General features: G+C 47.2%; 20 protein-coding genes and 1 tRNA gene. 11 read left to right on the plus strand and 10 right to left on the minus strand.

Annotation, left to right across the window (positions count from 1 at the left end):
* Positions 1 to 249: 249 nt before the first annotated feature.
* Positions 250 to 2,679, plus strand: coding sequence for a collagenase (locus NFHSH190041_RS09070; protein WP_261924900.1), 2,430 nt, complete (start codon positions 250 to 252; stop codon positions 2,677 to 2,679).
* Positions 2,680 to 2,757: 78 nt separating this feature from the next.
* On the opposite strand, the gene NFHSH190041_RS09075 is transcribed toward NFHSH190041_RS09070, so the two are convergent.
* Positions 2,758 to 4,230: a C69 family dipeptidase gene (locus NFHSH190041_RS09075; protein ID WP_261924901.1), complete on the minus strand. Its 1,473-nt coding sequence runs from the start codon at positions 4,228 to 4,230 to the stop codon at positions 2,758 to 2,760.
* Positions 4,231 to 4,643: 413 nt separating this feature from the next.
* Between NFHSH190041_RS09075 and NFHSH190041_RS09080 the strand changes: the two genes are divergently transcribed.
* From NFHSH190041_RS09080 to NFHSH190041_RS09090, 3 genes are all read left to right on the plus strand, one after another.
* Positions 4,644 to 6,047: an endonuclease/exonuclease/phosphatase family protein gene (locus tag NFHSH190041_RS09080; protein ID WP_261924902.1), complete on the plus strand. Its 1,404-nt coding sequence runs from the start codon at positions 4,644 to 4,646 to the stop codon at positions 6,045 to 6,047.
* A gap of 647 nt (positions 6,048 to 6,694) precedes the next feature.
* Positions 6,695 to 7,096, plus strand: a complete 402-nt coding sequence (locus NFHSH190041_RS09085) for a LexA family protein (RefSeq protein ID WP_261924903.1) — start codon at positions 6,695 to 6,697, stop codon at positions 7,094 to 7,096.
* Complete coding sequence (locus tag NFHSH190041_RS09090) at positions 7,096 to 8,352, plus strand: Y-family DNA polymerase (RefSeq protein WP_261924904.1); 1,257 nt, start codon at positions 7,096 to 7,098, stop codon at positions 8,350 to 8,352. The genes NFHSH190041_RS09085 and NFHSH190041_RS09090 overlap by 1 nt, the downstream gene beginning before the upstream one ends.
* Before the next feature lie 36 nt (positions 8,353 to 8,388).
* Here NFHSH190041_RS09090 and NFHSH190041_RS09095 read toward each other — a convergent pair whose 3' ends face one another.
* Positions 8,389 to 8,892 (minus strand): DUF6985 domain-containing protein, encoded by a 504-nt coding sequence (locus tag NFHSH190041_RS09095; RefSeq protein ID WP_261924905.1) that lies wholly within the window; start codon positions 8,890 to 8,892, stop codon positions 8,389 to 8,391.
* Between the two features lie 414 nt (positions 8,893 to 9,306).
* Here NFHSH190041_RS09095 and NFHSH190041_RS09100 point away from each other — a divergent pair, with 414 nt between their 5' ends.
* Positions 9,307 to 9,825, plus strand: a complete 519-nt coding sequence (locus NFHSH190041_RS09100; RefSeq protein WP_261924906.1) for a hypothetical protein — start codon at positions 9,307 to 9,309, stop codon at positions 9,823 to 9,825.
* A 147-nt stretch (positions 9,826 to 9,972) separates the two neighbouring features.
* On the opposite strand, the gene NFHSH190041_RS09105 is transcribed toward NFHSH190041_RS09100, so the two are convergent.
* Entirely contained in the window at positions 9,973 to 11,511 is a 1,539-nt protein-coding gene (locus NFHSH190041_RS09105) for a DUF1302 domain-containing protein (protein WP_261924907.1), read from the minus strand.
* Positions 11,512 to 11,527: 16 nt separating this feature from the next.
* Positions 11,528 to 12,913 carry a DUF1329 domain-containing protein gene (locus NFHSH190041_RS09110; RefSeq protein ID WP_261924908.1) on the minus strand — a complete coding sequence of 462 codons (1,386 nt, stop codon included), beginning with the start codon at positions 12,911 to 12,913 and terminating at the stop codon, positions 11,528 to 11,530.
* 658 nt (positions 12,914 to 13,571) lie between these two features.
* Here NFHSH190041_RS09110 and NFHSH190041_RS09115 point away from each other — a divergent pair.
* The 4 genes from NFHSH190041_RS09115 (at position 13,572) to NFHSH190041_RS09130 (ending at position 17,276) form a co-directional block, all read left to right on the plus strand.
* The gene (locus NFHSH190041_RS09115) at positions 13,572 to 14,357 is read left to right on the plus strand and encodes an SDR family oxidoreductase (RefSeq protein ID WP_261924909.1); all 786 of its coding nucleotides are present in this window, start codon (positions 13,572 to 13,574) and stop codon (positions 14,355 to 14,357) included.
* A 46-nt stretch (positions 14,358 to 14,403) separates the two neighbouring features.
* Positions 14,404 to 14,877, plus strand: coding sequence for a MaoC family dehydratase (locus NFHSH190041_RS09120; RefSeq protein WP_261924910.1), 474 nt, complete (start codon positions 14,404 to 14,406; stop codon positions 14,875 to 14,877).
* A 187-nt stretch (positions 14,878 to 15,064) separates the two neighbouring features.
* Positions 15,065 to 16,270 (plus strand): acetyl-CoA C-acyltransferase, encoded by a 1,206-nt coding sequence (locus tag NFHSH190041_RS09125; RefSeq protein WP_261924911.1) that lies wholly within the window; start codon positions 15,065 to 15,067, stop codon positions 16,268 to 16,270.
* Between the two features lie 196 nt (positions 16,271 to 16,466).
* Positions 16,467 to 17,276, plus strand: coding sequence for an enoyl-CoA hydratase/isomerase family protein (locus NFHSH190041_RS09130; protein ID WP_261924912.1), 810 nt, complete (start codon positions 16,467 to 16,469; stop codon positions 17,274 to 17,276).
* Positions 17,277 to 17,531: 255 nt separating this feature from the next.
* Here NFHSH190041_RS09130 and NFHSH190041_RS09135 read toward each other — a convergent pair whose 3' ends face one another.
* From NFHSH190041_RS09135 to punR, 6 genes are all read right to left on the minus strand, one after another.
* Positions 17,532 to 17,867: a TusE/DsrC/DsvC family sulfur relay protein gene (locus NFHSH190041_RS09135; RefSeq protein ID WP_261924913.1), complete on the minus strand. Its 336-nt coding sequence runs from the start codon at positions 17,865 to 17,867 to the stop codon at positions 17,532 to 17,534.
* 33 nt (positions 17,868 to 17,900) lie between these two features.
* Entirely contained in the window at positions 17,901 to 18,182 is a 282-nt protein-coding gene (gene tusB / locus NFHSH190041_RS09140) for a sulfurtransferase complex subunit TusB (protein WP_261924914.1), read from the minus strand.
* Positions 18,182 to 18,538 carry a sulfurtransferase complex subunit TusC gene (gene tusC / locus NFHSH190041_RS09145; protein WP_261924915.1) on the minus strand — a complete coding sequence of 119 codons (357 nt, stop codon included), beginning with the start codon at positions 18,536 to 18,538 and terminating at the stop codon, positions 18,182 to 18,184. The genes tusB and tusC overlap by 1 nt, the downstream gene beginning before the upstream one ends.
* 9 nt (positions 18,539 to 18,547) lie before the next feature.
* Positions 18,548 to 18,937, minus strand: a complete 390-nt coding sequence (tusD, locus tag NFHSH190041_RS09150) for a sulfurtransferase complex subunit TusD (protein WP_261924916.1) — start codon at positions 18,935 to 18,937, stop codon at positions 18,548 to 18,550.
* 57 nt (positions 18,938 to 18,994) lie between these two features.
* Entirely contained in the window at positions 18,995 to 19,651 is a 657-nt protein-coding gene (locus NFHSH190041_RS09155) for a Bax inhibitor-1/YccA family protein (protein WP_261924917.1), read from the minus strand.
* A 216-nt stretch (positions 19,652 to 19,867) separates the two neighbouring features.
* Positions 19,868 to 20,770, minus strand: a complete 903-nt coding sequence (gene punR, locus NFHSH190041_RS09160; protein WP_261924918.1) for a DNA-binding transcriptional activator PunR — start codon at positions 20,768 to 20,770, stop codon at positions 19,868 to 19,870.
* Positions 20,771 to 20,888: 118 nt separating this feature from the next.
* Here punR and punC point away from each other — a divergent pair, with 118 nt between their 5' ends.
* Both punC and NFHSH190041_RS09170 read left to right on the plus strand, forming a co-directional pair.
* The gene (gene punC, locus NFHSH190041_RS09165; protein WP_261924919.1) at positions 20,889 to 22,115 is read left to right on the plus strand and encodes a purine nucleoside transporter PunC; all 1,227 of its coding nucleotides are present in this window, start codon (positions 20,889 to 20,891) and stop codon (positions 22,113 to 22,115) included.
* Positions 22,116 to 22,221: 106 nt separating this feature from the next.
* Positions 22,222 to 22,312, plus strand: a tRNA-Ser gene (locus NFHSH190041_RS09170).
* Positions 22,313 to 22,431: the final 119 nt, after the last annotated feature.

The raw sequence follows: 22,431 nt of genomic DNA on the forward strand, positions 1-22,431 counted from the left end.
TGAGTGTGATTAGATTGCTTATTTTACTTTTTATAAGCTTTAGCGAGGCAATAGCGGTTTTTGTCCACTGAGCTGCATGAGTATGCGACAGATTGATCTAAAAATTCATTTAACGTTTAGCAATGTGCAGCATAATTACCACAAGGATTTAGCAAAAATTAATTCGGATAGACATTTGTAACTCTATGTTGTTGTAGAAAATTTTATTCAATAGAATCGCCAGCCCTGTTAACCCGTTTCTTTTTATTAATGAATACTTTTTTAGTTAAAACGGTTAAAAAATCGCTGGTCGTTTCTTGTTTTGCATTTTCTTCCCAATATGCGCTGGCGCAGAATGACTGCAGCCCCCAGGCGTTGGGCGCTCAAGCCAGTATTATCAACGCAGTTGCGCAGGCCAGTGGGCAATGTACTGCTCAGTGGTACAGTACTCCAGCTAAGTTGTTTGAACATAATATGGGTGAGCAGCAATTGCTGGCGCTAAATACTGAATTGAGCCAACTTATTGCTGATTACCGGGCTGAGCCGGAGCAAATTGCCAAAATCAGCAATATGGTGACTTATCTCAGTGCGGCTTACTATGTTCGTTATGGTATGAAAAGTTCACTGGGTAATTATCCTGTCAGTTTAAGTCATGCTATTGCCGCTAACATCAATGCTTTTTTAGCTAAGCCCGAGGCATTTACTGCTAACCATGCTGCTGAGTCTCTGTTGGGGCAGGTGATTTTATTAGCTGATAGTATTAAAGCCTTACCTTTAACGCTCACGGCTAGCATGCCTGTATTTAGTCATTTGAGTCGTAATAATGCTAATGATGGCAGCTTTATTGAAAGTGCTAATAACGTTTTTCGTGCCATGTTTGGGCATGTTGGTAATAATGCGTTTTATGCTGCGGTGGCCGCTCATCCAGAAGTGATTGACCAGTTACAAGCTTTGGTACTGGATAATGACTGGGCGTTAGATACCCAAGCTGGCATCATATTGAGTAATGCCGCCCGGGAAATCGGTCGCCTGTTGATCAGTCCACATCAGACAACTCGAAAACAGGCATTAGCAGCACTGAAACAGATCCTCGTCCATTATCCACTCAATGAACGTAATGCCCCTGTGTGGTTGGGTGCCGCTGAGATGATCCATTATTATGCCCGCTCCGAGGAACAGGCGCTGGGCCTGACAGATGCCAAAGCCAGATTGGAGCAGTTGATCCTGCCACTCACCTATGCCTGTGATGGTGCAGCTACTGTGCGGGCACAAAAGCTGACTCAAGCACAGTTGGTACAAACCTGTGATCGGCTTAATGCCAAAGAAAATGATTTCCATCAAACCATGAATGATGGCTATCAACCGGTAGCAGATGATCACAATAGTGCTGTGGAAGTGGTGGTGTTTGATACCACACAAGATTACACCAGTTATTCTGCTTTTCTGTTTGGTAATCCGACCAACAATGGTGGCATTTATTTAGAAGGAAATCCTAGTCGCCAGGATAATGTGGCCCGTTTTGTGGCTCATCGTAATGATTATGACCGTGATTTTTCCATCCTGAATTTGGAGCATGAATATACCCATTATCTGGATGGCCGGTATGATCTTTATGGCGGCTTTAACGATAACCTGAAATACGGTCATATCGTGTGGTGGTTGGAAGGTTTTGCCGAATATATGCATTACAAGGACAACAATCCGGTAGCCAGCCAGGTGGTCAGCCAAGCCCAACCGCTGACATTATCTCAGGTATTTAGCACCAGCTATAACGATGGGCAGGATCGGATTTACCGTTGGGGTTATTTTGCAGTCCGCTTTATGATGACGCAGCACCGCGATGATGTGGATGCGTTGCTGGCATTATCCCGTGCGGGTCAATATCAGCAATGGGCTGCAAAAGTGCAGGCGCTTGGTCAGCAATACGATGACGAATTTGCGACTTGGTTGAAAAGTGCATTAGCTAAATCGACCTCACAGAGTGCACCTGCGGCGCAACCCGCAGCCCCTCAGCCTCAAGCAGTGATTAATGCGCTTCAGGTAGGCAAAACAATTGAACTTGATGGGCAATATGGCTCCCAGCAATTTTTCTATGTTGATGTTAAACCTAAGACCCGCAAGTTTACGCTGACCATGTCCGGTAGCGGCGATGCAGATCTGTATATCAAGTTTCAGAGCAAGGCGACCTATTACGATTTCGATAGATCGCTGACCCATTATATCGCCGGCACCAGTAATGAACAGACTGAACTGCCCGTTGGGGATGATGGATTTGTTAAAGCGGGTCGGTATTATCTCAGTGTACTAGGCCGTGATAATTTTGAGCATGTCAGCTTGAACGCAAATGAAGTGGTTGAGCAGGATAAAGTGGTGGAAGATGATAGAACACCGCTGCTATTAACCGTGCACGATTATACTTCGTTGACAGTACAACAAGCCCGTTATCTGGTCGTGCCTTTGGCAGCTGGGCAGCAGAAACTCAAGCTATGGGTAAAACCAGAGCATGTGAAGGGGAAACTGACCTTGTCGGTTGCCCAGGGGCGCTGGCCGACAGCCACGGATGCTGATACCCGCGTCGAGTCTCGTGATGGGATCATTTATCTGGAAATGAAAGCGGCGAAAGCAGGAGGTTATCTCTATATGTTGCTAAGTGCTGATCAGCCCGGTAATGATGTGGCCGTCTATCCTTATACTGAATAACAATAGATAACGGTTTTTAGCCGATTAGATATCAATAAAAATCCCGCTCAGTGTTGGCTGAGCGGGATTTTTGATTTTTTATGCCCCTTCAAAATGATATGTCATATCTGTGGCATGGGTCATTTGTGTGAAGATGTCATTAGTTAATTTTTCAGTTAAGACCAAAGCTTTATCGGATGTCTGTTGCTCGAAGCTATTAATAATCTGCTCGGCAGTGAGCGGATGTTGCTGATAGGTGGCCAGATATTGTTTTTCCATTTTTTGCTGAGCAACAGCTGTTTGCTGTTCAAATTCGCGGTAAGCTTTTTGCACAACTGGGGCATACTTATTCCAATCTGTCATGGCCAAGGTCTGCAATTTACGGAATTTCCAGTTAGCAGACTGATTGTCAGCATGATCAGTGCCGATATCGTAACCTGCGGGTACCTTAGTCATCCCCTGATAGAAGGGCAGATAAACCCCGAGGGCGGACATCCCCCAACTGACATACTCGACTTCGCCGATAGCGCGGGGAAGGTGAGGGCGAACTTGCAGAATATGAGACTCTTGGGTACGGAACACAGAAATAGGGCGGTAAGCCTCTTGTGGATTCTGGTTGGTATAAGGGTCATGCTTGGTGCCCTGGTAGTGGTTCTGCAGGGCAGTTTCAATATCGGTGAGAGTCAGCTTAGTTGTCGGTTTCAGGAACAGAGGAAAATCCTTACCTTGGGTAATGTTGGTATCTAACCCTTTGGTAAATAGATGCTGCACTGTCCACACTCTTGGGTAGTTATAGGTCAGGTCATTTTTGACATCTTGAGAATAAGCAAGATGGAAATCAAAACTGCCGTCTTTATTCGCACGGCCTAAATGATGTTGCTCGGCAAAGCTGATTAAGGTTGGTGATGCCAAATAATCAGCATTGTCGGGAATATAGCGTTGTAGTCGTCCTTGGTTGGCGGAGACAAAATATTTATTGTTAGGGATTTTCTGGGCCATCCACTGGTGACCTGAACCTGTCTCGAGATACCAGATACCATGGTTATCAACAAAGGCGACGCCAAACCCTTCTGCCGCACCTTGGGTTTCTATGATTTTCCCCAGTAGTTCAACCCCTTCTTTGGCAGTGTGGATGCGAGGTAAGATCACATTTTCAATGGAATCTTCATTAATGCTAGTTTTAGTGACATAAGGGTCGGCTTTTAATGCTTTGGCGCCATTATAAATCGTTTCTGTGGATGACATGCCAACCCCAGCTGAGTTAAAGCCGGCTTCACCCATACTTTGATTATTGGTGTTGAAATCAGAAAGTGATGTGTACTGCAAACCATTTTTCGGATTGGGATAACTGAAGTCATTACCATGGGAGCGGAATGTACTGGTATCTCCCTTAGTTGCCGGGTGCAGTACAAAATGTTTGGCATTAGTAGCCTGATAATCTTCATTGCGCGCAACAATATAAGAGCCATCTGCCATTGCCCGGTCTCCCACCAAAATCGTGGTGCAGGCCATGGCGGAGTAACTGCACAGGGCAGAGGTGACGGCAGCGGCGATCAGTGACACTTTTTTCATGATAGATTCCGATAATCAGTTGAATTTTCAATCTACTGCGCTGTGATTTCTCAGGCCAGAAAAATGCCGATTTATGGAAAGAGTTTCATGTCACCATTAGGCAGATATCATGTTGATTAATGGGTTTGCTATCGAATCATGGCATCTCTTGGGGGGCGGATGTATCTACACCTGATACGGGTTAGACTTTATTTTGAACTGTGTAATTCTTTTTTTTCAATATGTTACGCTGCTATATTTCGTTTTTATTTTTATCAGATCCCTGTCCCATTACCAGTGTTTATTCCGTGCGTCCTGTCTGACGTTGATTACACTCTCGTTCGTTCACTCCTAGATGCATTTGTGGCGCATTAACATACGACGCGCAGCAGATTGACATAGATGTTTTTATTTTCAATTAGATGGAACATGGTATGACACTGATCAAAACCGCAGCAGCTGCAGCAATTTCCTTGGCATTATTGAGTGGTTGTAATGATGAAACCACGAATCATTATTATCCCGTAGACCCAGCCCCAGAAACTCAGGCCGATCATGTCAGGATTGGTGCCTATAACCTGTCTTTCGACCGCCAGACATTTGCTCAGTTGGCGGCAGAAATGGCCTTGCCCAAATCAGAGCAGGATAGATTAGTTAAAGGCTATGTGAATGGCGATCTCAGTGACGCTGATAAAGCTGTGGCATTGAAGGTGATTCAGATCCGCAATGTTGCCGCGATTATTCAGCATCAGCGTCCAGCCATTTTGATGATGAGTGAATTCAATAATGATGGCACCGGGCAGGACTTAACTGCACTGACTGATTTTAAGGCTAACTATCTGGCAATTGCCCAGAGCCTGAATAGTATTGATGGCGGTGAATTGCAAAAGCCAATTCATTTCCCACATATGGCCAGTTTTGCCACCAATACAGGCTTAGCCAGTGGTATGGATCTGGATAATGACGGCAAAACTGATGGGCCGGGTGATGCCTGGGGCTTTGGTCAATACCATGGGCAATATGCATTTGGCCTGTTATCACGTTATCCGATTAATCATGAAAAAATTCGTACCTTCCAGCAGTTTAAGTGGAAGGATATGCCGGGTGCGACCAATGTTGCGGTGAATTGTAAGGAAGGCAACACAGCGGCATGGTGCGCTGAGCCATTTTGGTACAGCGATGCTGAATGGGCAGCTTTGCCTTTATCGTCAAAAAATCATGTTGATGTCCCCGTGACAGTGTCTTTGCAGGATAAAGAGCAGACCATACATCTGTTGATGTCTCATCCGACTCCGCCAGTATTTGATAAAGGTGATGAGGCGCCCTATAACGTGGCAAAGAATGCCGCAGAGATTGGTTTTTGGGTTGATTATATTGCCGGTAAAGATTACATGACAGATGACGCCGGCGGTAAAGGTGGATTGGCACCGGACAGCCAGTTTGTAGTGATGGGGGATTTGAACGCAGACCCTGAAAATGGTGATGGCGATCTTACAACGATTAATGCATTACTACGCCATAACAATGTCAATCATCTAGTGACGACAGGATCATTTGCGCCAAGTAGCAATGGCGCTGAGGAATGCCTGGCGAATGGTGACTGCAAACAAAGTCTTGCTGATACACCTTATCCGCGATTAATTACCAGTACTTTCGGCTTACGGGTTGATCATGTGGTGCCATCTGCAGGATTACATACGATTGATGCAGGGGTTTTCTGGCCTGCTAGTAATGAAGCAGGTTATTTATTGATGAATGATAAGCGAGTGGGGAAATATGGTAATGGCAAAGATATTTCATCTGATCATCGGATGGTGTGGATAGATATCGAATTATAATGTTCGCTTTCGCTTAATCGCATTTGACGTGAATATGCTACTGGTATAGCGATAGCAAAACTTATGCGAGGGGTATCATTCACAGCATATTACTGTGGTAAGTGATCCTTTGTAATAAAAACCCGGCTAATGCCGGGTTTTTTGTATCTGGCTTTCAGCGTTTTTTTGCGCACAGGATGTGGGTAACGAGTTCCCGCAGGGGTTCGCCAATTGTTACCGGAGAGGAACCTTGTTTAAAAATACCAAGCAAATATATATGTTAGGCAAGTTCGTTTGATATGATTTTATAAACAGCCACCGAGCATTATGCCGGGTCTTGATGTTTACGCGCTTACGATAACCATTTATAGCAAGCTATACAGTCACCTTTGGTATCATCAATAACTGTATATATATACAGTTGTCATTCGGTTTCTTGTTGGCAGAGAACATAACAGTCGATATCTGCCCGTATTTTCAACTAAATGGGCGAAATTAGCACAACCACATCTTTGGAAGTATAAAAAATGGGCTAGATCATCTTGGGTAGTCAGGCTAAGATATATGTATAAATATACAGTATTGTAGGCATGTGCTAAGAAGAGGGTGGTCGCTAATGATGTTCAAGCAAATAATAAATCCACATGGTTTAGGCGATAGGTGAAGAGATGCAGGTCATTCCTTTAGCGGCTAGCGCGGGCATTTCTGGGTTTGCCTCTCCAGCGGCAGAGTATTTACAGTCACCATTAAGCTTGGATGCATTGCTAATTTTGCACCCCAGTGCAACCTTTATTGGCCGAGCGGCTGGAGACTCTATGCAAGGGGTCGGTATTTTCAGTGGCGATATTTTGATTGTGGATCGGCATGTTGTCGTGCAGTCACAGGATGTCATTGTTGCCAATCTTAACGGCGAGTTTATCTGTAAAATTCTCGATAAGCCCCGCCGGCAATTGTGCTCGGCCAATACGGAGTTTCACACTGTCACGATTAATGAATGGGATGATTTTAGTATTGAGGGGGTTGTGGTTCATTCTATCCGCTTACATCGTCCCTGCGGGTTATTGCCATAATGTTTGCCCTGGTGGATGCCAATGCTTTTTATGCCGCTTGCGAAGTGGTGTTTCGGCCAGAGTGGCGTCATCGACCAGTGGTGGTGTTGTCTAATAATGATGGCTGTGTGGTGGCATTAAACCGAGTGGCAAAAGCTGCCGGTATCGAAAAATTCAAACCCTTTTTTATGGTACAGGCGCAATGCCGTCGGGTGGGGGCGATTGTTTGTTCCAGTAACTATGAACTGTACGGTGACTTGTCAGCCAAAATGATGACCGTGATTGGTCGGTTCGCCCCGCAGCAATATATCTATTCAATTGATGAAACCTTTTTGGCGCTGCAGCACTGTTTGGAGGCGGCAGCGGATTGGTCGGCGTATGCCCAAAATATTCGGAAGGCCGTATGGAAAGAGTGCCGATTACCGGTATGCGTAGGGCTAGGGCCTACCTTGACACTGGCAAAGTTAGCCAATCATGCAGCAAAAAATCTACCCGGTTACGCAGGTGTTTGTGTTCTGGATACGGTTGCCGCGAGGCAGAAGGTATTACTAGCAAGCGCCGTGGGTGATGTTTGGGGGATAGGCCGGCGATTGACCGTTAAATTACAACAAATGGGGATAGAAAATGCCGCCCAATTAGCGGCGATGCCAGCGAAACTGGCGCGGCAACAATTCAGTATTGAGTTAGAGCGTATCGTATTGGATTTAAATGGTATTGTGGCAAAAAACTGGTCAGCAATTCCAACGGTGCAACAACAAATTTTCTCTACCCGCTCTATGGGCGAGCGTATTACCGATGTGGTGTCATTGCAACAGGCATTAAGTAAGCATGCTGCGATTGCAGCGCAAAAGGCAAGGGGGCAGGAGATGATGTGTAAAACGCTGCAATGTTTTGTGGCGAATTCGCCCCATGATCCCCAGTTTTTCCACGCCCGACGTTTTTATCATTTTCCGGTGGCGTGCAATGATACCAGAGTGATTTCATCTATTGTGAGTCATTTGGCGCAGGAGATGTTTCGCCCGGATATTGGCTTTTACAAAATAGGGGTTGGCTTAGTGGACCTGGTTCCTGAAACACCCTTACAAACGTCTTTGTTTGAACCTATCCCTGGGGATCCGGCATTGATGCAAATGTTTGATGGGATAAATACTAAGTATGGTCGGGATACTTTGTTTTTAGCGGCTCAAGGGATATCCCCTCAGTGGAGGATGCGTCGGCAACTATTATCTCCTCGCTATACCACCAGTTGGCAGGACATCCCCAGAATACGCTGTTGATTTACCAATAAATATTTGAATTATAGATGGAAAGCTTTATTGGTAAATTATAGTGGGGTCTTCATTTATTAAAATAAAGTCTATTGCGCTTAATCGATTTAAAAATTGACCGTTTTTGAAAACCAGTTGTAAACCATGCTCCGGGTCCCAGTCACAATCACCCCCAAGACAGATGTAAATTTGATTGTCTTCTTCACTCCTATTTACCATCAAGTTAGGGCAGAAATTAACATGCTTCCAAATACTTTGCTCGCTATCAATATGAATAAAGCCGTCATGTGGATTTAATTGTTCAGTAATATCTCGATAATACTGAAAGGCATAGCTACTTACTTCTAATAAGTAATCTTTATTTATATGCAATATGTTATTGATTGCATGGTAATAATCATATTTGTCCTCATCGTGTATGAACCCGTCATCAAATATAAATCGACAAGTTAAATTGTTCAAAAAAGGAACATGTACTAATTCCGTTGCCCACTCGCCATTTTGCTCTTCAAGCTTAAATTTTCCTGATGCGATTTCAAATGAATGCATTATTGTGACTCATCGTTAAGAAGATAGGTATAAGTGTCGGAGTATATGACAAATGGTCTGGAGGCTAAAGTTAGATACCTAAAACATATATATGTTAGGCAAGTACGTTATTTTTTATATTCTAAACCACCAACAACACATACAAATCAATAAGCACAACGCCATCCTAAAAATCAATAGCTTATTAGGACAATGTGCGCAGTGAGGCTGAATATTATCGAAATGAAATCCCGCAGCAGATAAGTGGAGAACACTCATAACCGCTATACTTCAATGGGTCGTCTTAAGATAGCAATTTTTAAAATTATTTTATTGAAAAATATAGATATTTAGTTTGAAGGTGGCGGTGTGGCTAGGTAAAATTAATATGTATGTTAAGCAGAAATCTATGATTGAATACCCCCTGTGAGCACTATGGAACTGAATGATCTGAAGCAAACTTTGAAAACAGCCTATCTGCAATTGGCTGATGATATGTATGCCATTGGCCGCGATGCCAGCGGGGCTGCAATCCTGCCGGATGATGGCACGGTAACGGACTTAATGCGTTCCGCAGCAGGGAAGGTTGGCGCCAAAGTCTCTGCATCGGTTAAACGAGAAAAACGCCGGTGTGTATTTGAAGCCTTGCAGCAGGCGAAACAGCAGCAGATGGATCTCACACCGACCATAGTTCAGCATATGGCGGTGCGTTTAATTGGCCGACATTTTGATAATAAACAAGTGATCGTAACATTCGGTACTCCTGGGCGCACAGCGGCGGATAAATCCAAACTCAGCCCGCGGGATACCATTGTGCTAGAGGCTTCAATTAAATCCCAGTTGCGCGACTTGGAGATGGTTGCCGAGCAGATGAAGGATAAAGCCAAAGTAGATTGGGTTAAATCCGCTCGGCGTAATGATATTTTGGATGATTGGCGTCGTCAGCGGGGATAAATAAAATCGGTGAATTTTAGTATCAGGCTAAAACAATCTCATCAGATACCGCGCGGTGATAAAAAAGAAAAGCTCCTATAGTAGGAGCTTTTTTACTGCCTGATGTTCAGCATTTGCTGACTACATCACCGCATCGCGGGCGCCAAATTAAAACGCATACTTAGCCGTGAAGGCGAGGTTATCGCGGTCACTTAAAGAACGTTCTTTATAAGGCTCGGTGACATCAGGATCACCCATATAGCGAACATATTGGATACCTAACTGAATACCGGTTCTGTGATGGGTAAAGTCTGCACCAACTCGAGCACGAATATCCCCTTCACCGCCAGCGCCGCCAGTAATTGTTCGGCCGCTGATCTGATGGCTATAGCCAACCGGAATACTCATATCCCAGTTTTCTGTCAGCCCCGGATAAGAGAGGATCAGTGATGCCCCCAGTGCTAAACCGTGACCTGTGTAATACAGATCATCAGAGGCAGGCAGCTGCGGCAAGCCGGTAGGAGAGCGAGCCTCCACATCCATAATATCGACATAAGCGACTTCTGCGGTCAGGTTCACCGACTCAGCAAACGAGGTCCGTCCGAAATTAACCACAGCATTCAGATTCGACTGCAGGATCTCTCCCGGGGTAGCCAATGGCCCGACCATGGAGCTGACCAATACTGGCGCGCCATCTTTATAGGTGATTTCTGCTGCTACCGATGCCATACCGGTATTGGTTGAGAGGGTGGCCACAATCAAATCGATATCATCAAAGTAGACTACTCGGTATTCACCCAGTGCAAAGTTAATCGCCGGAATGTAATTCTTGGTCGGGTCGATATCCACCATAGGGATACGATCAGCATAGTTAAGATAGTAAAGCCCCAATTCAGTGACATCGGTTACCCGATACCGGGCGCCAACACCCCATTGGCCGGAGCTATCCGGTTCAACATCGGCGGCTCTTGGGCCATAGCCACAGCCACCGGTTGGCAAAGGCACCAGACAAAATGCGCCATTACCCACAGCTTCACTGGTACTGAAGAAAGATCCTGGCTCCGGCACAATGGTTTCTTGCCAGTTAAATTGCCAGTGGGCCATGACAGACCAATCCGCATTGAGCTCCACCTGCACGGAGACCTGATCTTCCGGGAGCAGAATATCTTTCACTTCCGTGCCGGGCACGGAACTCTTGATCCCATCCGATGGCCCTTGTGCCAGTGACATGCTAGGGAAGAATAATCCTTCCCCCCAAGCAACCACATGGCGGCCGGCACGAATATCGGCATAACCCATTTCCCCGAAAGCAAATGTGGTATAGGCATAAAGGTCTAGCAGGCGGGTATAGCCGCCGTGATATTTCTGCACTGCATCACTGAACTTACCGTCCTTGTACACATCGTCATAGAAAGTACTGCCGGAGAAAACCAGTCCGCTGCCGCCCCAACGCAGATGCCCCTCTAATAGCAGGTAAATCCCGTTGCCGATCAGATCATGCTTATCAAAATTACGGTCACCACTGCTGCCTTTACTTAATACCGGGTCGGGATCTTCCAGACGGATACCGGCGGAATAAGTTAGCGTGCCTTTCCAATCCAGCGTGACATCATCACCCAGCTCAATGGTTTCTCCGGCGAAGGCCTGGCCGGATGCCAGCGCGGTTAATACCGCAGCGCTGAGTAAACTGTTTTTAAATTTTTTCACTGTTCCGCTCCCTGGATTAGTGACTCATGCGGCGCAGTGCTGCCGGGGTGAATTGGTTAGCACGGAAATCACCTTTGTTCAGTACTGGCCCTTTTTTGCGTTCCTGGAACAGGTTGTAGCCGATATAGCTGCCAGTTTTTAGATCATGATAAAAACTGGTGCCGGCTTCATAGCTATCAGCATCATAGGCGTAGTAGTAATTGATCAGTGCATGCTGTACCAGTTCATCACGGGTATCGTAAAAATCACCGATCACCGCATGCCAGTTGTCCTCATCCAAATACATGGTGCGGCGGCCATATTTATGGCGGTACTCATCTTTGAGTTTGCCTTCCAATACCCATACCCGGCGCAGTTCATAACGCATAAACTCCGGGTTGGCATGGTTCACTGTCAGCAAGGCATCATAGCTAACATCCTGCAGATGGATTTTGTAAGCATTGGCCGGAATGAAGATTTCGCGGCGATCTTGAACTGTCCAGTCATATCGCTCAGGTGAACCGTTCATCAGACGATCTGAATCAATGGTCAGCTTACCGGACGTCCCAGCCATCGGTGTATCAAAACCATATTCAGGTAACTGACGTACTCGACGTGTGCCCGGGTTGTAGTTCCAAGCCAGACGCTTATCACGGGCAAAGTTCATCGGCTCAGTAGAGACTGTGGCACTGCCCTTATTGCGGGTAGGCAATAACGTTGCTGTCAGGCCGTAAGCCATTACGCCACCAGCAGGTTTGCCAATATGCTCCGGGTGATTTGGCACGTTCAAGCCCGTGTTGTTAGCCCGGCCCCAAGAAATTTTGCCGCTGGAGCTGACATCAGCAATGTCCCGTAATGTGGCATAGGTATAAGGGCGGTACGGAAAGTTGTGGTTTGCCAGTACCTGCATTGGCTGATTAAGATCCGGAATGGGAAAAGGCACAGTGCCTTTGTAACCGGTAAAGCCAAAGCCCTCATCGATCAACTCCGCTTCCAGCGCATTGCGCTTGGTGGTATCACAAATAACATCGGGGTAGCGGAAATCACGGCGACCTTCATAGACCGGCATGGTAAAGGTGGCGGGGTAACGCTCAAACATGGCAATCTGACCAGGTGTCAGTTTGTCTTTGTATTGCTGATAATTTTTCCCGCTAATAGTGTACAGCGGCTTATCGTCAGGATATGGGTCGACCGGATGTTGGCCAACATGCTTTTCATATTTGATATGCTCAGGGGTGCCCAACCATTTGCCACTAAATGGCGGAATGGTGCCTGCTTTGTTGCCGGCGGCAATCGCGCCGACACAGGTTAACTCATTGCCCAATTTATCCGCTTGTTCCTGTGAAACTTTTGCAAAAGCTGCGCCGCTGACACTGACTAGCATTGCAGTAAGCAGGGGAGTTAACAGATGTCTGTTCCTCATGTTTTCCTCCTGGTTGCCTTCAACTTAAGACTGCTAAACATCCCTAAGCACTTCGAAGATATGTGTATTTTTATTGTTCAAGCCGATTATTTTGGAAATGAAATACCCCGGAATCGTCTGTAGGGACTAGGATTTTCTGAGCCGTTTTACCCGCAAAAAGATTGAGTAAATGCTCAGTTTTGCTCCTCAAGAGTGATCAACACCAATTGCTGGAGCCATAAAACAACCGCAAAAAAGTATTTTCAACGAGAGAGGCATTCCCCATAACAGGTCGCATCATGGATAAGCAGGCAAAGCATTCACGGTGGCTGATATAGGTGCAGGAATATGGGGGGGCGGGGATATGGGTTAAACATTACTTGCCAATCCGCTCCACCAGCAGACAAGTCTTTAATGTTGCATAAATCAGAGTCAATAAATCATCGAGATAGGTTAAGAGAAAAACCTGAAAACTTGTACGGCGTGTAAAGCTAAGCACATTCGGCATTGATTCTCAGGCTTTAGTCCGGTTTGACGATGTGTGCCTAACCCGCTCATGACGAAATACTCCAATTAATAACTGCCTGTTGTCATTAAGCTTTTAACGCCAAAGTACGCAATAGAAGTGGCATTAACCGGCAGTGCTGCCCTAAAAAGTACCAGCATAAAGAGAGGATGTATGAGTCAGCTTCCTGAATATGTCGCCGGCCACGGTCTGTTAACCGGGCGCTCAGTTTTGATCACCGCTGCGGCAGGAGCCGGCATCGGCTTTTCTGCTGCAAAAAGAGCGGCGGAAGAAGGATGTCGCGCGCTGATGATCTCTGATATTCATCCTGCTAGGCTTGAGGCGGCGGTGGAAACGTTAAAAAGTGAAACCGGGCTGGGGCGCATTTATGGTCAGCTGTGTGATGTCAGTGATGAGGCGCAGGTTCAAGCCTTGATTGAGGCAGCTGAACATCAACTCGGTGGGGTTGATGTGCTGATCAATAATGCCGGATTGGGCGGACAAAAAAGTGTGGTTGAGATGACCGATGCGGAATGGAGTCGGGTGTTAGATATTACGCTGACCGGTACTTTTCGTATGACCCGAGCCATGTTACCCCATATGCAACGTCGACGCCGGGGAGTGATTGTAAACAATGCCTCGGTATTAGGTTGGCGGGCACAAAAAGAACAAGCACATTATGCCGCGGCCAAAGCTGGGGTGATGGCGCTCACCCGTTGTAGCGCGTTGGAAGCTGCGGAATATGGCATCCGCATTAATGCGGTGTCGCCATCTTTGGCACTGCATGATTTTCTGAAAAAAGCTTCTTCGGCAGAATTGCTGGAGCAGCTGGCCGCTAAAGAAGCATTTGGCCGCGGCGCCGAAGTCTGGGAGGTGGCAAATGTGATGATGTTCCTGGCCAGTGATTATGCCTCATATATGACGGGGGAAATTGTCCCGGTCAGCTCCCAGCGCGCCTAACCACTGCATCTTTTATGTAGGCACATTTCAGACAGGAGTACATCCCATGGCCAATGTTGTTATTTCATCTGCCGCGCAGTTATTGCAGTCCGCCGGGTTATCCCTCGGTGAAACACAGTGGCTGACGATTACCCAAGAAAGGGTGAACTTATTTGCCGAAGCCACAGGCGATCATCAGTGGATCCATGTCGACCCGGTTAAAGCTGCCGATGGGCCATTTGGCACTTGTATCGCCCACGGCTATTTGACTCTGTCACTGGTGAATCAGTTTTTACCCTCGCTACTGGATGTAGAAAATTTAGCGATGGGGGTTAATTATGGCTGTGACAAGGTGCGCTTTCCTGCTGCGGTGCCCGTTGGTAGTCGTCTGCGCGGGCGAGGTGAAATTATTGCCGTTGAAGCAAATGGCAACACGGTGCAAGCGGTGATCCGGGTGAGCGTGGAAATAGAAGGTAGCGAACGCCCGGCTTGTGTGGTCGATACCATCAGTCGCTACAGTTTTAATGCCGCAGGGCTTTAAGCTGCAAATGGGCGCGAAGCGTAAAGTCCTTGCCAGCGCTGAATCACACTGAACAACAACCGCAGCCTGTGACTAACGCAAATTTCAAAATTTCAAAGAAAAACAAGTTTTAATTACCATCTCCCCGATTAGCAGCAAAGGATCATTTTACGCTACTGATCGCGCGGCTTAAGGAAAGGAAACCATTATGACTCAGGCAGTTATTGTCAGCGCCGCCCGTACCGCCCTGACAAAATCATTTCGTGGCAGCTTTAATGATACTGAAGCGCCTGTTTTAGGTGGCGCGGTGATCCGCGCCGTTGTTGCGCAAGCTGGCATCGCTCCCGAGAGTGTTGATGATGTGATTATGGGCGCGGCAGTGCAGCAGGGAACCCAGGGTTACAATATCGGGCGTTTATGTGCTTATACCGCAGGGCTACCAAATAGTGTTGCTGGTATGGCACTGGATCGCATGTGCGCTTCCGGTCTGATGAGTATTGTCGCCGCCGCCAATGGCATAATCAGTGGCGATGTGAATATTGCCGTAGCTGGCGGGGTCGAGTCTTTGTCACTGACCCAGACTAAACATAAAAATGCCTATCGGGCTCGCTCTGAGGCAGTACAGGCGATTGCCCCGGATGCGTATATCCAGATGATTGAAACGGCGGAGATTGTTGCACAGCGTTATGGTATTTCCCGTGAAGCCCAAGACAGATATGCATTGCAAAGCCAACAGCGCACTGCCGCTGCGCAGCAGCAAGGGGTATTTAATGATGAAATTATTCCCCTGACGGTAGAGCAATTACTGTTTGATGCCGAGAAAAAGCCTGCAGGACACCGACGTGTCGTCGCCGATAAAGATGAATGTAATCGGCCGACGACCAGCTATGAATCCCTCGCGGCGTTAAAACCTGTATGGCAGGGCGGGACGCATATTGCGCAAGGAGCGCATATTACCGCGGGTAATGCGTCGCAGTTTTCTGATGGTGCAGCCGCCACCTTACTGATGAGCGACCACCAAGCCGCCTCACTCGGTCTGGCGCCTTTGGGCATTTATAAAGGCATGGCATTGGTAGGATGCGATCCCAGTGAAATGGGCATTGGCCCAGTATTAGCCGTGCCCAAACTGCTCAAGCGTTTTGGCTTGACGGTTGATGATATTGGCCTGTGGGAAATCAATGAAGCCTTTGCCAGCCAAGTCGTATATTGCCGGGATAAGCTGGAGATCGACAATAACAAACTCAATGTTAACGGCGGCGCAATTGCAATCGGCCATCCATTTGGCATGTCGGGTAATCGCATGGTGGGGCATGGGTTACGTGAAGCCAAACGCCGCGGCGTAAAGTATTTGGTGGTGTCTATGTGCATCGGGGGCGGCATGGGGGCGGCAGCACTCTTTGAAGTACCGAACTGATTTAGCGCGTAAATGCCAATAACAAAACTTGAATAATAATAGGCTGCCCTGACATTATGGGATGACAGCGCTGGCTGAGATGGGAAAGTCAGTCAGGCAGTGAGTTAGTTACTAGCAATATCAGTAAAGTCAGAGCAGTCACATAGAACAATTTAACCGGGCGGCCTTAGCGGGTCAGCCTGCAGGGAGCAAGGTTATGTCAGCAGTCGAGCATGAAACTGTTACCGAGCAGTTTGAAACTATTAAATTTTCCGTTCAGGGCAAAATCTGCACCATTGAGTTAAACCGGCCCAGTACGTTGAATGCATTTAATCAGCAAATGCGGCGGGATCTCCACAGTGCGATTGATATGGCTGACACCAATCCATCTGTCAGGGTGGTGATTGTGAAAGGTGCCGGCCCGTGTTTTTCTGCTGGTGCCGATTTAAAAGAGCTGACTGCGGCTAAACATGGCATCGAAGCGCAGATCATGAATGAGTACAAACCTTTTTTGTCGCGCATTATTCAGTCAGATAAAATTTATTTGGCTGCGGTGCAGGGCGCTGCCGCCGGAATTGGCGGGGCATTAGCCTTGACTTGTGATCTGGTGGTGATGAGTGAAGAAGCTTGCCTGTTCCAGGCTTTTGCAGCGATAGCGCTGGTGCCGGATGGTGGCGCCAGTTGGCACTTGGTAAATAACCTTGGCTATAAAAAAGCATTTGAGCTCTGTGTCGAAGCTGACAAACTCAGTGCTGAAGAATGTATTCAAACCGGTTTGGCCAACCACAGTGTTGCCGCTGGTGATTTAGATGAATACACCTGTGCCTGGGCTGAACGCCTCGCAGCGGGGGCACCACTGTCACAAAAATATTTGAAACGTTTACTGCAACAAGCGCAGCGCGCCGGACTGCACGATACCATTCGTCAGGAGGCTCAGTATCAACAGTTCTGTTTTAACAGTGAAGATTTTCAGGAAGGGGTTAGCGCCTTTTTTGCTAAGCGCCAGCCGGTGTTCTCGGGAAAGTAACGAGAAATAGCCCGGAGTATTATTCAGCCAATGCCGTTAATGCCAAGCATTGGCTTATAACAGTGGCAAATAACCGCGAAAAAAAGCGGCAGAGAATTATCTCTGCCGCTTTTTTCATTCATTCCGCCCGCCTTACGACACTTGCGCGTATCAATACCCGTAACTCAATATTATTGTGCTAACTATTTATTATGATGCCCGGTTATAAAAACATGCTGTCGGCGAGGTGAAGTGAGTGATAGCGACCAATAGCGGCTAAATGCATTTAGCTGGTTTTGGCAGCCCGGCAATTTTAGTGGCTTGTTTGGCCGGGCCTGCTGGGAACAGAGTATAAAGATACTTGGAGTTTCCCATCTCTGGTCCCATTGCTTGGCCAATGGCTTTTACCAGAATACGGATCGCCGGGCTGGTTTTGTATTCCAGATAAAAGTTACGCACAAAATTCACCACATCCCAATGGGCATCGGTCAAGGTGATGGACTCCTTGGCGGCAATCACAGGTGCTAGCTCAGGGGTCCAGTCATTCACATTCAGCAGATAACCTTGGGCATCGGTGGCAATTTGGCTGTTATTGAATTCAATAAAGTTCATGTTTTATCTCAATATGTTAACGCTGACACAGGATTACCAGCTGATCACCTTGTCGTGGGACAAGGTGAGGGCAACAAATTCGGCATAGTCTACCAAGGCATAACCGTCGGCCTGCAGCGTTAACCCGCGGGCAATCACATCATCACGCAGCAGATAGACTTTAAACGGGGACAGGGCCATCGACCACTGACGTTTTAAAATGGCATTAACACCATTGCCGGACAGCAGTACGCTGTCATGTTTGCCGGCATAGCGCAGGCAGGTTTGCAGCGCATTATCATTGCCGGCGGATGTTTGAATATGATGTAGAATCATCAGAATACCAACACCTCATCCGCTTCACGTAGCCGCGCAGTAATGGTTTCTGCACTCACCACTTGGGCATCAATGTTCAGAACAGAGCGCTTGAGGCCAAATTCAGTTAATGAATCATTGCACACCAGCACATCTTCAATATCGTACAGGGGCAGTGCCTTAAAGGTGGCAATATAATCCCGAGCACCAACTAATTCAGGTTGCTGCTCACTGATCAGGTTTAAAACCCCTTCATCAGCAAAAATCAGCGTGATCTGCTGTTCAAAGCTGGCACTGAGCATGGCCAGATCCAATGCTTCCCGGCCATGTGCCGTTCCGTGTGGCGCACGGCGAAATATAATACACAGGTGTTTCACTCAGAATCCTTAAAAACAGATCAGCCGATCGGCTTGTTCAATACCGGTGACTAATTCACCCAGCCCACCCATAGTAAAGGGGGCCGTCACGTTCCAATGAGCTTGTTGGTTCTCGCTCGCTTCCTGCGCCGATAGCATGCCACGGCGCAAGGCGGCAGAGACGCAGTTCACCAGTTCAATACTGTATTGTTCCGCAAGCTGGCACCATTGGTCGTATTGATTAAATTCATCACTGGCGGGTGCCAGCAGACTATTGGAATGGGTCACGCCATCCTGGTAAAAGAATACCCGGATCACCTGATGGCCACTTTCCAGTGCCGCGCGGGCAAAACGACAAGCATGATAACCGGCACTATTGCCATAGACGCTGCCGTTGACTTGAATAATAAATTTGCTCATAAAAACAAAAATGGCCCTAAAGAGGGCCATTTTACCTTAAATCCAACAAATGTGGGATTAGTCGTCGTTATTCATCCCCAGCAGGTTAAGCAGGGCGATAAACAGGTTCAGAAAATCCAGATACAGGGAGACGGTTGCGCGGATATAGTTGGTTTCGCCGCCGTTCACAATCCGGCTGGTATCAAACAGGATAAAACCTGTCATTAACAGAGCAATACCAGCGTTCAGAGCCATAAACAGTGGGCCGCTACCAATAAAGATGTTAGCGATACCGGCAACAATCACCACAATCAGTCCAGCAAACAGGAAACCACGCATAAAAGAGAAATCTTTCTTAGTGGTCAGGGCATAGAAAGACAGGGCGGCAAAGATCACCGCAGTCAGACCCAACGCCTGCATAATCAACTGAGGGCCATTGGCCATGCCCAGATAGTGGTTAAGAATGTAGCCTAATGATGCGCCTTCCATACCGGTAAAGGCAAAAACCCAAAACAAACCTGATTGGGTATCAGCCTTGCGCAGGGTAACAAACAACAGCACCAGACCACCGATGGAAAGTGCCAGAGAGCCCAGACGACCGACGCCCATAGCCATACCTACTGCAGCACACACGGCAGAGAATGCCAGTGTCATCGCCAGTAGCATATACGTGTTTTTCAGCAGTTTGTTGACTTCCAAGGTCGACAACTGACTGCCATAGATGGATTGGTTCATAGTTAACTCCGTTTCCTCTCTCTATTAAATCTACGACCCTACAAGCAGTGTAGATTAGTCTTCTTAGGTTTTTACACCCAGTTAGTTTGATATTACCTTATGTGCGTCAAACGGTGAAAGTGAATCGTCACCAAGATTTACATTCTTTTGATATCAGTATCTTAATAAGTGTTTTTTGACGCTTATCTTAAGTGTTTTATGCTATTTGCCGCCTGATTATGCTAGCCATTCTCTGTGTAGCTTGTCGCTATCCCCGAGGTAGTTCAGTACCCATTCTAACGCTGGGGACATTTTTGCCGGGTTCCAAGCTAGGCAACAATTACTGGGGCGCAAGCTATTTTGCAGCTGTTTTTCCACCAGCATCCCCGCAGAGACAAAAGGTGAAGCAAGATGCCTCGGCATATAGCCCACTCCCAGACCCTCACGAAAACAGTTAATTGCTCTGATCCAGTCCGGCACCACCAAACGTCGCTGATTATCCAGCAGCCATGTCATTCGTTTAGGAATTTCCCGTGATGTATCTTCCAAGCAGATAGAGGGGTAGGGGCGAATATCATCATCAGTTAATGGCTCGGTAGTTGCCGCAAGCGGATGATGCTTACTGACTAAAAAAGCCCATTCAATTTCACCCATTTCTCTATATTGGTAAAAGCCCCCCACCGGCACGGCGGTTGTGGCGCCGACAGCCACATCGCTGCGGCCGCTGGCTAAGGCTTCCCACACACCGTTATAGACTTCAATACGGATAATGAGTTCCACATCAGTAAACTGTCGGTAAAAATCAGCAATCAACACACTGATGCGATCGGCCCGAACAATATTGTCTAACGCGATGGAAAGCGTCGGCTGCCAGCCATTAGCGATGCGCTGCGTATCACGTTTCAGACCATCCATTTGTCCTAATAAAGCCCGGGCTTGACGGACAAAATGTTGCCCCGCCGGGGTCAGGGACACACTACGGTGGTGTCGTTCAAACAAGGCAACACCTAATTCTTCTTCTATTTGTTTGACCGCGTAGCTGACGGCAGATGGGACTTTGTGCAGCCGATGAGCCGCCGCGGTGAAACTGCCATCCCGGGCTACAATATCAATCAATTCGAACGCTTGTTCAGAAAGCATACAGAGCTATCCTTTGCTGTGATTTTTTTTGAAAGCATGGTTCAAAAATAATTGCTTCACCGCTACAAATCAAGATCGTAGAATGCGACGCCTTTTTTAAGAGAATGCTGAACTTATTATGAACAACTCCTCTCCGAGCAGATATTTCCTGTTTTTATTCTATCTTTCGATGCTCAGCATGCTGGGTTTTATCGCTACTGATATGTACCTTCCTGCTTTCAAAGCAATTGAAAGCTCTTTGCAAACGACCCCAGAACAAGTGGCCATGTCATTGACCACCTTTTTGGCCGGTTTAGCCTGTGGTCAGTTGCTTTATGGCCCGCTGGTTAACCGTATTGGACATCGCAATGCTTTGTTTGCCGGATTAATTCTATTTGGTGCTGCCAGTGTCTTTATCGGTAACAGTGACTCTATGCTGATGATGAACATTGCCCGTTTCTTCCAAGCATTGGGCGCATGTTCTGCCGCTGTGATTTGGCAAGCTCTGGTTATTGAACAATATAATGCTGAAGAAGCCCAAGGGATCTTTGGCAATATCATGCCTTTGGTTGCTTTATCACCCGCCATTGCTCCCTTGGTTGGGGCTTATGTGCAGTCTCATCTGGGCTGGCGCGCCATTTTTATCACCTTAGCGCTGCTGGGGGTGATGCTCATCGTATTGACCATGGTACTGGTGCCAGGTCGCAAGCATGTGACGGCGGTGAAATCTGAGCCTGTTGCCCGCAGTGGTTTTTTGGATATTGTCAAAAACCGTCGCTTCTTGGGCAATGTGATTGTATTTGGTGCCTGTTCCGGCGCGTTTTTTTCCTACCTGACCCTATGGCCGATTGTGATGGAGCAACACGGTTATGATGCGGCCGCTATTGGCTTAAGTTTCTTGCCACAAACAGCCATGTTCGTGATTGGTGGGTTTGCCGGTAAGATCTTAATTAAAAAAGCGGGTGCGGACAGAGCGTTGGCGGTACTTTTGAGTCTGTTTGGCCTATGTGTTGCGGCAATTGTACTGTTTACTGTGATTTTACAGCTTAACAGTATCTTCCCGCTGCTGATTGCTTTCTCTGTGCTGGCTGCCGCTAACGGGGCAATTTATCCGATTGTGGTAAATAATGCTTTGCAGCAGTTTAGCCGTGATGCCGCTAAGGCTGCCGGCGTGCAGAACTTCCTGCAAACCGGATTGGCATTTGGCGCATCATACATTGTGGCAAAATTTGCAACCAGTGGTGCGCTAGCCATTGGCTGTGGCATTTTGATCTGTGCCATTGTGGTGTTCTTTGGCTACAAGATGCAGCTTAAAGCACAACAGCAAAGTCAACTTGACCAAGCTGGCAGCCACAGCAAGGCGTAATTTGCTAGTTAATGCAACAAATTGCTGTAAAGGGCGGCAGTTAAACGCCTTAGAATAAAATAACACTTTACAGCAATCAGGCAGGGCGATAATATTCGCCGCGTTCGGAGGGGTGGCAGAGTGGTCGAATGCACCGGTCTTGAAAACCGGCATGGGTTAATAGCCCATCCAGGGTTCAAATCCCTGCTCCTCCGCCATATTTAGAAAAGGCCGCTGTTTTTACAGCGGCCTTTTTGCATCTGGTGTTTTATCTCCCGTACATTCATCTGGCTACTGCCAATCTGGATGTTATTTCAAAGCAAAGCCGGCCATTCTT

Source organism: Shewanella sp. NFH-SH190041 (assembly GCF_024363255.1).
In the GTDB taxonomy this organism is placed as follows: Bacteria; Pseudomonadota; Gammaproteobacteria; order Enterobacterales; family Shewanellaceae; genus Shewanella.